The sequence below is a fragment of the Microcoleus sp. PH2017_12_PCY_D_A genome, assembly GCF_020738565.1.
Taxonomy (GTDB): domain Bacteria; phylum Cyanobacteriota; class Cyanobacteriia; order Cyanobacteriales; family Microcoleaceae; genus Microcoleus.
This window is the reverse complement of sequence record NZ_JAEQCI010000131.1, coordinates 1-14,624: the sequence shown is the minus strand read 5'-3', so window position 1 is coordinate 14,624 and position 14,624 is coordinate 1. Positions and strand designations below refer to the sequence as shown.

At 44.8% G+C, this 14,624-nt stretch carries 7 protein-coding genes; 5 read left to right on the top strand and 2 right to left on the bottom strand.

Translation table 11 applies throughout. The features are described from left to right. Positions 1-121: 121 nt before the first annotated feature. The 3 genes from JGK39_RS28445 (at position 122) to JGK39_RS28435 (ending at position 9,159) form a co-directional block, all read left to right on the top strand. Entirely contained in the window at positions 122-1,000 is an 879-nt protein-coding gene (locus tag JGK39_RS28445; protein WP_293261523.1) for a sugar ABC transporter permease, read from the top strand. Positions 1,001-1,292: 292 nt separating this feature from the next. Beyond that, positions 1,293-7,655 carry a hybrid sensor histidine kinase/response regulator gene (locus tag JGK39_RS28440; protein WP_293298287.1) on the top strand — a complete coding sequence of 2,121 codons (6,363 nt, stop codon included), beginning with the start codon at positions 1,293-1,295 and terminating at the stop codon, positions 7,653-7,655. A gap of 7 nt (positions 7,656-7,662) precedes the next feature. Beyond that, the gene (locus tag JGK39_RS28435; protein WP_293261529.1) at positions 7,663-9,159 is read left to right on the top strand and encodes a response regulator; all 1,497 of its coding nucleotides are present in this window, start codon (positions 7,663-7,665) and stop codon (positions 9,157-9,159) included. A 172-nt stretch (positions 9,160-9,331) separates the two neighbouring features. Here the strand turns inward: JGK39_RS28435 and JGK39_RS28430 are convergent, their stop codons facing one another. Continuing rightward, the gene (locus tag JGK39_RS28430; RefSeq protein WP_293262200.1) at positions 9,332-9,538 is read right to left on the bottom strand and encodes a hypothetical protein; all 207 of its coding nucleotides are present in this window, start codon (positions 9,536-9,538) and stop codon (positions 9,332-9,334) included. A gap of 165 nt (positions 9,539-9,703) precedes the next feature. On the opposite strand from JGK39_RS28430, the gene JGK39_RS28425 reads away from it, so the two are divergent. Next, the gene (locus JGK39_RS28425; protein WP_293262197.1) at positions 9,704-10,114 is read left to right on the top strand and encodes a peptide chain release factor 1; all 411 of its coding nucleotides are present in this window, start codon (positions 9,704-9,706) and stop codon (positions 10,112-10,114) included. Positions 10,115-10,354: 240 nt separating this feature from the next. On the opposite strand, the gene JGK39_RS28420 is transcribed toward JGK39_RS28425, so the two are convergent. Beyond that, on the bottom strand, positions 10,355-11,866 hold the full coding sequence (locus JGK39_RS28420; protein ID WP_293262194.1) for an FAD-dependent oxidoreductase: 1,512 nt from the start codon (positions 11,864-11,866) through the stop codon (positions 10,355-10,357). Positions 11,867-12,283: 417 nt separating this feature from the next. Between JGK39_RS28420 and JGK39_RS28415 the strand changes: the two genes are divergently transcribed. Then, positions 12,284-14,506 carry a hypothetical protein gene (locus tag JGK39_RS28415; protein ID WP_293298285.1) on the top strand — a complete coding sequence of 741 codons (2,223 nt, stop codon included), beginning with the start codon at positions 12,284-12,286 and terminating at the stop codon, positions 14,504-14,506. Positions 14,507-14,624: the final 118 nt, after the last annotated feature.

Here is a 14,624-nt window from a genome sequence, read left to right as displayed (position 1 = left end):
GTCCTCACTACGAACCTATAAAGGCGGCTTGTTGACGAAGGTTTGTAGTGAGGACTTTAGTCCCCAAAAAGAAGGACTGAAGTCCTCACTACGAACCTAGACTAATTACCAATTACCAATTATGTATTTGAATTTTTTCCGACGCTATTCGACGCCTTATTTGTTTTTGTTTCCGGCTTTGTTTATTTTGACTTTGACTGTTTTGTGGCCGGCTTTGCAAGCTTTTTATTTGAGTTTTACTAATTACGAATACGATTTAACTCAAATGCCGCAGTGGGTGGGTTTGAAGAATTTTGAGAGGTTGTGGGCCGATCGCACTTTTTGGCAAACTTTGACCAATACGCTGCTGTATCTGATCTGTGTTGTGCCTGTATTGGTTGTTATACCGTTGGGAATGGCAATTTTGTGCAATCAAAAGCTGCGCGGGATGAACTGGTTCCGGGCCGCATATTACACGCCTGCGGTGATTTCGATGGTTGTCGCCGGGATTGCTTGGAAGTGGCTGTTTGCTGAAACTGGATTGCTGAATCAGTTCGGAGAATTGTTGGGTTTACCTCCGGTTTCTTGGCTGGCCAATCCGAAGGTGGCAATCTTTAGCGTGATGGCAGTTACTGTCTGGAAAGGCTTGGGTTATTACATGGTAATTTATTTGGCTGGGCTGCAATCTATCCCGGCAGAACTTTACGAGGCGGCTGCGATTGACAGTTCGGATGGTTTGCGGAAACACTGGGATATTACTGTGCCGCTGATGAAGCCTTATTTGGTTTTGGTGGCGGTGATTTCGGCGATTTCTGCTACTAAGGTTTTTGAGGAAGTTTATATTATGACTCAGGGCGGGCCTCGCAATAGTTCTAAGACTGTTGTTTATTATCTTTACGAACGGGCTTTTAAGGATTTGGAAATTGGTTATGCTTGTACGATCGCCCTGGTGTTGTTTTTGCTGATTTTGGGTTTGTCGGTTTTGCAAGTTAGCCTTCAGGGTTTGACTCGCAATGATTGAGATTTACGATAAATACTTAAGTACGATCGCTCCGGTCGCAGTACAAATTAGTAGATTAAAGCTAAGCAATATTACGTAGCGCACAACTGATTAAACATAAGCTAAATAGCCAATGACACAACTGTCAGTTTTGTACTATGGTTGAGTATATTTCGGGAGTTTTGCCGTTAGCGAAGCCCTCGGAGAGGATCGCCCGCGCCCATGACCCCTCTAACACACGCGATCGACTTCCGCATACAGCACAACTCCTGGAAATTAGCAGTCAACCCTTTAAATTCAAATTGATTAAACTATGATTTTGCTAACAGGCTATCAAATCACCGAACAAATTTACTCTGGTGTCAATACTGTGATTTATCGGGGAATCTGGGAAAAAGAAAACCTGCCAGTCATTGTCAAAACCTTGAAAAGCGAGTATCCAACTCTCGAAGAGATTACCCGCTTGAGACACGAATATAAAATCAGAAAAAATCTGATAAATATAGAAGATATTGTCAATTCTTACCGCCTAGAAACTCATAATAATGGTGTGGCGCTGACATTAGAAGACTTTGGCGGCTTGGCTTTATCTAAATTTTTAACAGCGACCAAACTCAACTTAACACAATTCCTCAAAATTGCCGTGCAGCTAGCCCAAAGTTTGGGTAAAATTCATCAAAACCAAATAATTCACAAAGATATTAAACCGCACAATATCATCATCAATCCAGAAACCTATCGGGTCAAAATTACTGATTTCAGCATCTCCTCGCGCTTGGTTCGAGAAAACGCAACTCCCAGCTATCCCAGTTTGCTCGAAGGTACGTTAGCTTATATATCGCCGGAACAAACTGGTAGAATGAATCGGGCGATGGACTACCGCAGCGATTTCTATTCGCTTGGTGTCACTTTTTACGAGATGCTGACTGGTGAATTGCCGTTTAATGCGATCGACTCTTTAGAATTAGTTCACTGTCACATCGCTAGAATCGCACCCGCGCCCCACAGTTTGAAGCCGGAAATTCCCGAAGCGATTTCTGCGATCGTGATGAAGTTGTTGGCGAAGACGGCGGAAGATAGGTATCAAAGTGCTGATGGGCTGAGGTTTGACCTCGAAGCTTGTCTGGCGATGCTGCAAGCGTCGGGCAATATATCTGATTTTACTGCCGGAAATGCCGATCGGGCCGGTCAACTCCTCATCCCCCAAAAACTCTACGGTAGAGAAACTGAAGTCGCCGCTTTACTCAGCGCTTTTGAGCGTATTAGTAGTGTAGAACCCCCCCAACCCCCCCTTGTTAAGGGGGGGCTTTCGGAGGGAATTCCCCTTGTTAAGGGGGGGCTTTCGGAGGGAATTCCCCTTGGTAAGGGGGGGCTTTCGGAGGGAATTCCCCTTGGTAAGGGGGGGCTTTCGGAGGGAATTCCCCTTGGTAAGGGGGGGCTTTCGGAGCGAATTCCCGTTGCTCAGAGGGCGCTTTCGGAGCTTTCTTCCCCCCCCTTAGCAAGGGGGGCAGGGGGGGTCGAATTAATCCTCGTTTCCGGTTACTCCGGCATCGGCAAATCCTGCTTAGTAAACGAAGTTCAGAAACCCATTGTCCGGCAGCGCGGCTATTTTATCAGCGGCAAATTCGACCAATTTAAACGCAATATTCCTTATGCTTCCCTGATTCAAGCATTCCAGTCATTAATTCGGCAGTTGCTAACTGAAAGTACAGCATCTATCGAGACTTGGAAACAAAAAATGCTAGCCGCTTTGGGAACCAGCGGTAAAGTTGTTACAGACGTGATTCCCGAAGTCGAATTAATTATCGGGAAACAGCCGGAAGTACCGCAATTAGGGCCTACAGAATCGCAAAACCGATTTAACCGCGTCTTCAAACAATTCATTAGCGTGTTTACCGCCCAGTCGCACCCGCTGGTGATTTTTCTCGACGATTTGCAGTGGGCTGATTCGGCATCGCTGAAATTAATCGAACTGCTGGTGACTGATTCAGATAGCAAATATTTGCTGATAATTGGAGCCTATCGAGATAACGAAGTCAGCGCCGCCCATCCGCTGATTGTCACAATTGAAAATATCGCCAAAACACAAGTAAAAACCCAGCCAATTGTTAGCAACATCATTCTCGCACCCTTAAATTTAAGTCATGTCAAAGAATTAATTGCGGATACTTTGGATGCTCAAATTACAGAAAAAATCGAGCTGCTCGCAGAGCTGCTTTTTAACAAAACTCAAGGTAATCCGTTCTTTTTAACTCAGTTGCTCAGAACTCTTTATCAAGAAAATCTCTTAGTCTACGATTTTTCATCCAGTGCGTGGCAGTGGGATATCGGGTACATACAAGCAATCGGGATTACTGACTGCAATGTCGTAGAGTTAATCGCTCGAAATATTAGGAAGTTGCCCGCTGCGGCGCAGTCAGCATTAAAATTAGCCGCCTGTATTGGCAACCAGTTTAATTTAGAAGTCCTGGCAATTGTCAGCGAAAAATCTCAGAAGGAAACAGCATTAAACCTTTGGGATACGCTTCAGGCGGGTCTAATTTTGCCTCTGAGCAGCGATTACAAAATTCCGCTGGTTTTTGAAGGAGCAGAAACGGAGTCGGCTGGGCTTCAAGATGTTAAGGTTGATTACAAGTTTTTGCACGACAAAGTGCAGCAAGCGGCTTATTCTCTGATCCCCCAAGAGCAGAAACAAGAAACTCACCTGACAATCGGTCAACTGCTGCTGCGAAATACTGCACCGGAAGCACGGAAAGATAATATTTTTGCACTGGTAAATCAACTGAATTTCGGGATCGACTTATTGACATCTGAACCGGAAAAATGCGAGTTAGCTGAACTCAATCTCATAGCAGGTGAAAAAGCGAAGGCTGCGGCTGCTTTTGAAGTTTCTCTCAGGTATTTTAATCGGGGAATTGAACTCCTCAACTCTCTCTCTCGCACTGGTGAGGAGTCAAGTCAAGTTCCGTCAAGTTGGCAGAGTCATTATCACTTGACGCTGGCTCTACATACAGAGGCAATGGAAGCCGAATATCTTAATACCAATTTACAGCGATCCGAAATTCTGGGCGAGTTAATCTTGCAGCAAGCTACTACTCAGTTAGATGCGGTAAAGGTATACGAGATTAAGATCCAAATGTATATAAATACCATGCAAATGTCCCGAGCTTTGGATACTGGATTGGAAGCTTTGGCTGTGATGGGTTTCTCTCTAAAAAAGATCCAAGATTTTGCTGAAAATGAGTTAATAATGCCAGAGTTTAAAGATTTAGAAACATTGCCCAAAATGACCGAGCCGGAGCTAATAGCAGTAATAAAGTTGCTTCAATCTATTACTATTCCTGCTTTAGGTGTAAAACCAGAGATTGGTGTTCAGATTGTTGTTTGTCAAGTTAATCTCTGCATTCAACGGGGTTATTCAGCCATCGCTGCTTTATCCTATGTTTGGTACGGCACGATACTGTGTGCAGTAGGAGAGATTGAAAAAGGATATCGCGCTGGGCAATTGGCTGTGAAATTGTTAGATATATTCAATGGCAAGCCACTTATATGCCCCATTTACAATATGTTTAACTCTTTTATTAGACCGTGGAAAGAACACGCCAAAGAAAGTTTGACTCCGTTGCAAGATGCGTTGCACAATGGACTTGAATTTGGATCTTTAGACTATGTTGGTTATTGTATGAGTAATTATTGCATCTATCTATTTTTGACGGGAGGGCAACTAGAATCGTTATTTAACAAGCAATTATCATACGTAAATTTGAGCGAAGAAATTGGCAATCCATATATTGCACTGGAAATAAATGTAGAAAGGCAACTCAATTTAAATTTGCAAGGTTTGGCAACTGACAAGTATCTGCTGATTGGACAAGCAATTGATGAAGTAAGTTTGGTGCCGCAGTTGCAAGCTGCCAATAATGGTTGGACGTTTTTTCATTTGTATATAGCTAAAGGAATTCTGCTTTATTTGTTGAAAGATGGCGCGGGGGCTGTTGCTAACATTTTGCTAGCAGTTGAATACATTCAATCAATAATGGGGTTGATGTATGTTGCCCTACACAATTTTTACTATTCGCTGTCTCTATTAGCTGTATATCCAACGGCGGATACTCAACAACAAGAAGAATATTTGCGACAGGTGGAAGCAAATCAGGAAAAGATGCAGGATTGGGCTTTTCACGCACCGATGAATTACCAGCATAAATACGAGTTGGTGGAGGCCGAGAAAGCCCGGGTGTTGGGGGAAAAAGATAAAGCAATAGATTATTACGATCGCGCAATCCAACATTCCCGCGAACAGGGATACATTCAGGAAGAGGCTTTGGCGAATGAATTAGCTGCTGAGTTTTATCTGTTGGCGGGGCGGGAGAAGGTGGCTAAGGTTTACATGACTGATGCTTATTACGGCTACATCCGCTGGGGTGCGAATGCTAAGGTTGCTGATTTGGAGGAACGATATCCGCAATTGATAGTACGGATGCCGGAAATTGACACTTCTTTGAGCAGCAATCACCCTACTCTCACTGTAACTTCTGCCACCGCTAATGGCCGTCAAAACTCTCTGGATTTCGCTACAGTAATCAAAGCATCTCTTGCCATTTCCGGCGAAATTGTCCTCGATTCTTTGCTGGCAAAATTGATGAAAATTTTGCTGGAAAATGCCGGGGCCCAAACTGGGTTTCTGATCGCGCCAAAAAACGGTGAATTTGCGATCGAAGCTGCGGGAGAAGCTGGCGGCGATGTGCGGGTGCTCTCAGGCGCGGGCTTGGATTTTGCGTATCCGCGATCGCTAATCAATTTTGTCGATCGCACTCTCGAAGATATCGTCCTCCACGATGCCCGCAGCGAGGCTATTTTCAACAATGACCCCTACATCGCCGAACACCAGCCCAAATCGGTGTTGTGCGCGGCGATCGTCTATCAAGGCAAATTAACCGCTATCCTGTATTTGGAAAATAACTTAACAACCGGCGCTTTTACACCCGATCGCTTGGAAGTTTTGAAACTGCTTTCTTCCCAAGCTGCGATCGCCCTCGAAAATGCCCGCCTTTACGCCAACTTAGAAACCGCCAACAAACAACTAGAAGAATACAACTTTACCCTGGAAGCAAAAGTAAAAGAACGCACCCAAGAATTACACGAAAAAAACTCGCTGCTTTCCGAAGAAATTCAAGAACGCCAAAAAGCCGAAGCCGCCGCCCGAGATGCCAGCCGCGCCAAAAGCGAATTTTTAGCTAACATGAGCCACGAATTGCGAACACCCCTCAACGGCATTTTAGGTTACACTCAAATCTTCAAACGCGACAAAGATTTGACCTCGCAACAACAAAATGGAATTGGTGTTATTCACCGCTGCGGCGAACACTTGCTCGCTTTGATCGAGGATATTTTAGACCTTTCTAAAATCGAGGCTAGGAGAATGGAAATCCTGCCTACAGAATTTGATTTTCCCGATTTTCTTCAATGCATTAATGCTATTTGTAGCATTCGGGCAGGAAAAAAAAACATAGCTTTTAATTGCGAATATCTTTCGTCTCTTCCCACTGCAATCTCTGCCGATGAAAAGAAGTTGCGCCAAATTTTGATTAATTTAATTGGCAATGCTGTTAAGTTTACCGAAAGGGGTGGGGTAACATTTAAGGTTTCAGTAGTGGATTGTGCAAGCGATGGAAAGAGGACTGAAGTCCTTACTACGAACCTTGATGGAGGAAGGACTGAAGTCCTTACTACGAAGGTGAGGATTCGGTTTCAAGTTGAAGATACAGGAATTGGGATTGCTGCTGATGAATTGCCAAAGATATTTGCACCTTTTGAACAGGTGGGAAATACCCGCCGCCATACTGAAGGAACAGGCTTGGGATTGGCGATTAGCCGCCAATTAGTCGAGATTATGGGCAGCGAATTGAAAGTAGAAAGCACTTTAGGCAGAGGTAGCATTTTCTGGTTTGAGTTAGATTTGCTAGCAGTTGACAGCCCAGAAACCAAGAAAAAGTATTCCGAAAAATTGATCAAAGGTTTCAAGGGTACTAACAAAAAACTTCTGGTGGCGGACGATCAGTGGGAAAATCGCTCGGTTTTAATTCACCTGTTAGAACCGTTGGGTTTTGAAATAATTGAGGCTGCTGACGGTCAAGATTGTTTGAATAAATCCCTGGAATTTCAACCGGATTGTATCTTGATTGATTTGGTAATGCCGGTGATGGACGGATTTGAAGCAATGCGGCAAATTCGCAAGTTGCCGGCCTTAAAAAATGTGGTCGCAATCGGCACTTCTGCTAGCATTATGGAAGTGGAAAAGCAAGGAAGTTTAGCAGCAGGATGCAATGCTTTTCTCCCCAAGCCGATCCGGGCTGAGGAACTTTTAAATTGCTTGCAAGTTCATTTAGAGTTAGAATGGATTTATGAGAAGTTGCAGGACGAAAATTATGAATATTCAGATTCCCATAACCAATCTCAAATTCAGGATGAAAAAATTATCCCTCCTCCGGCAGAGGAAATAGCTGTACTTTTTGAATTAGCGATGATGGGTGACTTAGGAGGAATTCAAAAACAAGCAGAAAAATTGGCAAAAATTGATGCAAGATATGTCTCTTTTGTCAGCCATCTGAATCAATTAGCTAAAAATTTTGAAGAAGCAAAGATTTTAGAATTCGTAGAAAAATATAGGAATTAATGAAAACATGAGCATCTTACCTTGGGAAGAAAGCGTTATCTTGATCGTCGATGATAACCAAAATAATTTGGCAGTGCTGTTTAATTTTTTGACGGAATCGGGGTTTAAAGTGTTGGTGGCGCGGACGGGGGAGAGCGCTCTCAAAAAAGCTGAATACTCGCTGCCGGATTTGATATTGCTGGACGTGCTGATGCCTGGAATTGACGGGTTTGAAACTTGCCGGCTTTTGAAGGCTGGCGATTTGACAAAGGAGATTCCGGTGATTTTCATGACAGCGCTGGATGAGACGGAAGATAAGGTGAAAGGATTTAGTCTGGGGGCGGTTGATTACGTTACTAAGCCGATTCAAAATCAAGAAGTTTTAGCTCGCGCTAAAGCGCATTTGAGCATCCGCAAGCTGAATCAAAAACTTCAGGAACAAAATGCCCAAATGCAGCGTGAAATTGTCGATCGCAAACAAGCTCAAATTAACCTAGAACAACTGGCTTCTGAGTTGGAAAAACGGGTAGAGGAGCGCACTGTTGAACTTTCTCAAGCCAACCAGCAACTCCAGGAAGAGGTGAACCAGAGGCAGCAAACACAGGAGAATTTGCAGAAGTCCCTGCACGAACTCCAGCAGGCTCAGTCGCTGTTAATTCAGAGCGAAAAAATGTCGGCTTTGGGGCAAATGGTGGCGGGAATCGCCCACGAAATTAACAATCCGGTGAATTTTATCTGCGGCAATCTCAATTATGTTAGCGATTATACTGAAGATTTGCTCAAGGTGCTCAATCTTTACCAGCAGCACTATCCCGAACCCCCGCGGGAAATAGCATCAACAGCCGAAGCGGTGGAGCTAGAATTTATCAAGGAAGATTTGATAAAAATGCTAAATTCGATGCAGGTAGGCGGCGATCGCATTCGCGATATAATTCTGTCTCTGCGGTATTTTTCGAGGCAAGAAGGGCGGGAAATGCAGCCGATTAATATTCATGAAGGTATTGACAGCACCCTGATGATTTTGCAAAATCGCCTGAAATTTAAGGCGAACCGTCCCGCGATTGAGGTGATTAGGGAGTATGACTCGGATTTAAAAAATGTAGAGTGCTGCGGCGGGGAGATCAATCAGGTATTTATGAATATTTTAGCTAATGCGATCGATGCGATCGAAGAATCATCCAGTGAAAAAACTTTCGAGGAAATTCAAGCAAATCCCTACCAGATTCGGATTTGTACGAAAGTCAGCAACTCGAACACGGCAAGTATTCAAATTTATGACAGCGGGCCGGGAATTAGCGAGGAGTTGTGCGATCGTATTTTTGACCCGTTTTTTACAACAAAGCCTGTGGGAAAAGGTACGGGAATCGGCTTGTCAATTAGCTGGCACATTGTCACAGACAAGCACGGCGGCAGTTTGCGGTGTTGTTCCACACCGGGCCAAGGAACGGAATTTGCGATCGAACTTCCAATTAGACAAAAAGTGCGAGAAATGGCGGCCTCAGGTTCCCAAATAGGAGGCCACTAATCATTGGTGTTGGGACGCCATATAAGCCATAAAAAAGCAGGTTTGTGAGGTAAAAAATCCGTCTAAAAATGTAAATAATTAACCTATAAATTCCGCATTTAATGAGATACTCCCAACAACAAAAAGCATCGCCCTTTCAAATGGGCGATGCTGTTTCAAAAGAGCGGTAATTCTATTCTGGAAAATCAGGGATTACCCATTTGGGAGGTTCCGTCCGTTTCCTTCTCAGCGCTTCCTCTGCCATTTCTAGCATTTTGTCGAGAGAAGTATTTTCAATAAAGTTGGAAGTTACTTCTGCGTATTCCCGCTTCGGGCACTTGTCGCCCAAAACGCAGCCGTTGACGCAAGCTACAGCACAATCGACAGTGTTCTCCACCATAACTCTTTTCCTTTCAGGGTTCCAACAACTAGCAGGCAGGTGCTCTGGGTGAATTTGTCAAGAGACTGCCCTCTGTCTTCATTTTACTTTACAAACTCGCATCAAATGTCGATCGCCCGAGCCAAACTGTTATAAAATCAAAGCAACCTACCAAATTTGCCGATTATGAGCAATTTTCTGCGCCGCTTAAAACTTTTACCCTGGCGAGAAATGCTGCAAATTGCCGCCCTCGTCAACTCCATCGTCATTGGAGTGGAACTATTTTTAGCCTGGGGTTTCACGCAATCGCGGGTAATCCGCAACATCCTGACGCTTCTCTACGGTTCTTCCCTCGGAATATTGATACCTTTTGCCACAGCAGTGGGAATGGGAGCTTTAGCAGTGTACTTTTTAGAGTATTGGCAGCAGCAATTTTTGCTCAACCGGACTAATTTGTGGGTTTTAGTTTTGTGCGTGCTCTTGGGTTTGGTGTTAAAGTCATTTTTGCCCCTACCTGCTTTATTAGCAAGTTTATCCGAAGCTGCACTAATAGGAATTACGGTGGGAGTTTTTTGGAAGGGCCGGCCTTATTGGTAATAGTCATTAGCCTATATGTAGGGTGCGCATTGCGCACCTTACTGGGTTTGCTGTTAAAGTCATTCCTGCCGATACCTGCTTTTTTAGTAAGTTTATCGGAAGCTGCACTAATAGGAATTACCGTGGGAGTTTTTTGGAAAAGCCGGCCTTATTGGTAATAGTCATTAGCCTATATGTAGGGTGCGCAATGCGCACCTTACCGCTTAAAGCAAGAAATTCATTCTTCGTTCTTCCTTCTAACTATGGCAGCCAAAAATCGGGAATAACAGCTTTAGTCAAACTGCGAGCAAACTGATTAATCTGTCTGCCGATTTGAATGTGCGGTTCATCAGCCTCCACCGGAATAATTGCAGCTTTCTTGCCAATTCCGAAGCGCGAAACCACCAAATTTGCAGCCTCCAAACCAGTAACACAAGCCTTTTCCTGCGACCAAGAACCGTGACGGGTAACAACCCAATCACCGCTCATAAATACATTATCATAACTTGTGACCGCAGGCAACAAATACTGATAACTACCCGGTGCAAAATGCGTCACCGCCCGCGACAAACGAATCGCGCTGCTGTCGATTACTTTTGCCTCCCGAAAAGCCGGAATGCAAGTCGCTAAATCCCGCTGAACAAGGGCAACTATTTCCTCATCTTTCAGGGGAATTAATTGATTGGCGTGATAAAAGTCAGCTTCCACAACTGTTCCCGGTTCCGAGCGGAACTCATCGTGCAAAGCATTCAAATCAAAAAACGTCCATCCCGTAGTCGAACTAAATCCAAAACAGGCATTTGAAGGCAGCGGAATGTCAATTTTCCTGTCAAACCACAGGCGAACAGCTAACACGTCAACAGCGCCCAAATTCATCACATCCCGAAACTCTTGGCGGCTTTGCAAAGCGGGGCTGCTGCTGATAATTTTTTGCATTCCGGTGACGCCAACTGCAAAAATAACTGCATCTGCATCGAAGGTTTCGTCGCCGCAGACAACGCCCGTCGCTCGGTTGTTGCTGTCAACTATTACATCAGTAACTCGCCGCTTTGTCAATACTTTAGCGCCGATTTTTTCCAGGCGTTCTACCCAAGGGCGAAAGATTTTTTCTCCCACTGTGCCGCGACACCAAACTACATCAAAATCCGGTTGGTGTGCTAGAATAAAATAATAAAGCATTCCCAAAGCTGCGGCGGCAGAACACTGTTCTCCGGGTGCAAATAAACCTACTAATAACATCGGCTCGAAAGCATCGCGGTAGAGCCTCGCAGATACGCCAAACTGTTTGAACAATTCGCGCGCTGTAACGCGATCGTACCTGCGCCAAGCTTCGTCGGAGTTGTCGAAATCTAGGACGGCGTAGAGTAAAGGTAAGGCTGAAAGCCGATCGACTAATGGCAGCCTTTTAAATCGCGTGTAGAGGAAGGTTCCTAACGGTGTGGGGAGTCGCGGCTCGTCCTGAAAAATGGGAGATTCTACTTCCAAGCCGGCGGGGGAATACTGACAAGAACGAGTCCAAGGCGTGAAGGGATCTAGTCCTAATTCCTTGACTAACGAAAAGATGTTTTTGTAGGGATACCAGAAGCCGTGAATGCCTGCTTCTACGGAACGCCCGCCGGCGGTTTTCCACCCGGCGACTAAGCCTCCCGGCTGAGGGCCTGCTTCTAATAAAGTTACGTCATAGCCTTGTTGGGCTAGGTGATAGGTGGCGCCTAAACCGGCCCATCCGGCACCGACTACGACTATTTTTGGGGTTGGCGATTCTGCTGACATTGCGTACCTCTTGATTCTTTATTAATCATGACATAATTTATCAAATAAAGTTAGATATAACCTTTCTCATTTAGATGAGGTATGTCCGGGAATGGGTAATTGGTAATTGGTAATTGGTAATTGGTAATCGTTAATTGCTAATTCCTCGCGCTCCCGGGAACTCATTAGACCTCTTGCAAAAATCCTTTTAATAAAATTTTGTAACAGGCTCTACGGCCTTTTCCACAAGAAAAAATGTTTTTTGTGGAACGGGCAGGAGAGCCCGTCCTAGTTATTTGAGAATCGCTATATGAGATAAATAATCTGAAGGTTAGACGAGGTTTTTTTGACGTGGTATCTGTTATATTAAAACGTTAAGGTGAGTTTTTCCCAGAATTGAGATTAAAGTAAAACACACAAACTGAACGGGTTGTCAATATGCAATTGATTAATTATTTGACTTCTGTTTTTGGGGTAATTTGGCAGAACAGCATTTTTCACTGGGCGGCGCTAATTTTGCTGTGCGCGGCTGTTTGGGGCGAGTACACTTCTGTGAAGCGGTACCAGCGCTATGTGGGCGCGAAAAGCCGATCGACTTTTGAGGCTGTCAACTATTTGAGCTCGAAGTTAGAAAGCGGTACCTCAGGGGCGATCGATCTACAGCAGCCGGAAACAGCACCAGACACTTGGAAAATTCTGCTAGACTGGTTTAGCGATCACTTGGCGGGCGACACAATCGCCGGTGGCGAGGCTTACAGGGCTCAGGTAAAATCCGGGCGGTTTCTCTTATTTCAGTATCCGGGAATTTTAGGGCGATCGGCACCTCGGAGTCAGTGGCGGTTTGTGCCCAGCGTCTTAGTAGCCCTCGGGGTTTTAGGCACATTTTACGGCATTCAAACCGGCTTGCAGAATGTTAACTTGGGTTCGCTGGAAGATACCAAACAATTGCTACCCTCGATTAGCACGTTGCTGGATGGGATGAAAACAGCATTTTCGACTTCTCTGATGGGTTTGGGATCTTCTAGCTTGTTTACGATCGTGTTGGCTTGGGGCGATCGCGCGCGCGTTGCTAACCAATCCAATTTGCGGAACAAATTAGATAAAATCGCGAAATTACAAACGCCGGAACAACTGTTTTCCCGCGCCAATTCCAGCGGCGGCGATACTGAAAGTGCGATCGAATTGGCGATCGAGACAATGAGAACCGGATTTGCTCAAATCGTCGAAGCGCAAAGCAATGTGAACTCCCAGGATCTCGGACAGCAAATCGGTTTAGCAATGACCCCAGTTTTCCAAGACATCCGCCAAGAATTATCCGTACTCCAACAGATTAAATCCGACCAAGGCGAAGAGATACTAAACAACCTGCTTTCAGGACTCCGCACCGAAGTAATCCAACCCGTAGTCGGGCGGTTGGATCAAAGTGCCCAGTTAACTCAAGAAGCATCCGAAGCTGTCAGAGAACTCAAAAACGAATTGGGCGGAATCTCTTCTAGTTTAGCACAATCAATCCTAACAATTCAAACTTTTCAGCAAGATACATTAGTACAGTTGCAAGAATTTGCCAACAACTTGCAGCAAATTTTAGGACAGTTTCAAACCGACACCCACAGCGTTTTGCAGGAAATGGCTACCGAAATACGATCGGGAGTTGGAGAAAGCATTGAAGGCATGAAAGCCCAAAGAACAGCCTTCCAAGAAAGCGCCCAAGAAGCCGCCGATACATTTAGAGGAATTCAGGACAACTTGCAAGCATCTCTGCACACTCAAGCAGAACAAGAAAGAGAAATGCTGCAAGGCGTAGAAACCCGGATGACAAATATTTTAAATGCCACCCACTCCGCTTTTCAAACTCAGTCTGACACCCTCAAAGTAGTAGGCGATGAAGCTTCTGGATTGATGGATAAAGCCCGAGAAAATCTGGTAGGTAGCTTGCAGAATGTTGACTCCATGCTGCAAAACACCCGCGTCACTGTCCAGGAAGAATTAGACAACTTTCGGGTAACGTATCAAGCCTCTCTCCAGCAATTTTTTACCCAACAAAACAATTTACTAGAAGGAACATTAGGCAAACAGCAAAAAGGTTTAGCGCAGGTTGTACTCGGCTTGCAGAAAGTTTTCCAGGAAGAATCGGAGAAACGCAAATTGATGTCGCAGCAAGTTGACCAAAGCATGAGCCAAATTTTGACAACAGCCGCCGAAGTCAGTCAGTTTGCTAATTCTGTGGGCTTGAATTCCAGCCAGCGTTTGGCACAGTTGCAGGAACTGGCAAAGATAACCGGACAAGAAGTGCTGCGGGTAGAAAGCGTTTATGAAAAAATGGCAAATCAGTTCAATACAGAAGGGGAAAGATTGCAAACTACCTATACAAATTTGGTGAATCAATTAAATGCAGCTTTGCAAGCGGAACAAGAACAAGTGCAACGGGTGGAAAGTGCCTATCAAAACATGACTAATCAGTTCCATCGCGCGCTGGAGTTGGGCAACAATCAATTAGTTGGCTATTTGGAAATAACTACGTCATCGCAGCACAAGTTTTTTGAAGAAGCGGATACTTCGATGGCGAAAGTGTGCAGTGGATTGCAAGAAAGTTCGGACGGTTTGATGCAGGTTGCTCATTATTTGGTGGCGGCGGCTGATAATCTGGGGACGAAAAAATAAGCTATTAATAGTGAGGTTTGTAGTGTGGACTTTAGTCCGCAAAAAGAAGGACTGAAGTCCACACTACGAACCTCAGATAAAGGTTGGTAGTGTGGACTTTAGTCCGCAAAAAGAAGGA

Bases quoted from the DNA above. Each gene is read 5' to 3' on its own strand.
- JGK39_RS28440 (WP_293298287.1), top strand. From the start codon at position 1,293: ATGATTTTGCTAACAGGCTATCAAATCACCGAACAAATTTACTCTGGT.
- JGK39_RS28415 (WP_293298285.1), top strand. From the start codon at position 12,284: ATGCAATTGATTAATTATTTGACTTCTGTTTTTGGGGTAATTTGGCAG.
- JGK39_RS28420 (WP_293262194.1), bottom strand. From the start codon at position 11,866: ATGTCAGCAGAATCGCCAACCCCAAAAATAGTCGTAGTCGGTGCCGGA.
- JGK39_RS28430 (WP_293262200.1), bottom strand. From the start codon at position 9,538: ATGGTGGAGAACACTGTCGATTGTGCTGTAGCTTGCGTCAACGGCTGC.
- JGK39_RS28445 (WP_293261523.1), top strand. From the start codon at position 122: ATGTATTTGAATTTTTTCCGACGCTATTCGACGCCTTATTTGTTTTTG.
- JGK39_RS28425 (WP_293262197.1), top strand. From the start codon at position 9,704: ATGAGCAATTTTCTGCGCCGCTTAAAACTTTTACCCTGGCGAGAAATG.
- JGK39_RS28435 (WP_293261529.1), top strand. From the start codon at position 7,663: ATGAGCATCTTACCTTGGGAAGAAAGCGTTATCTTGATCGTCGATGAT.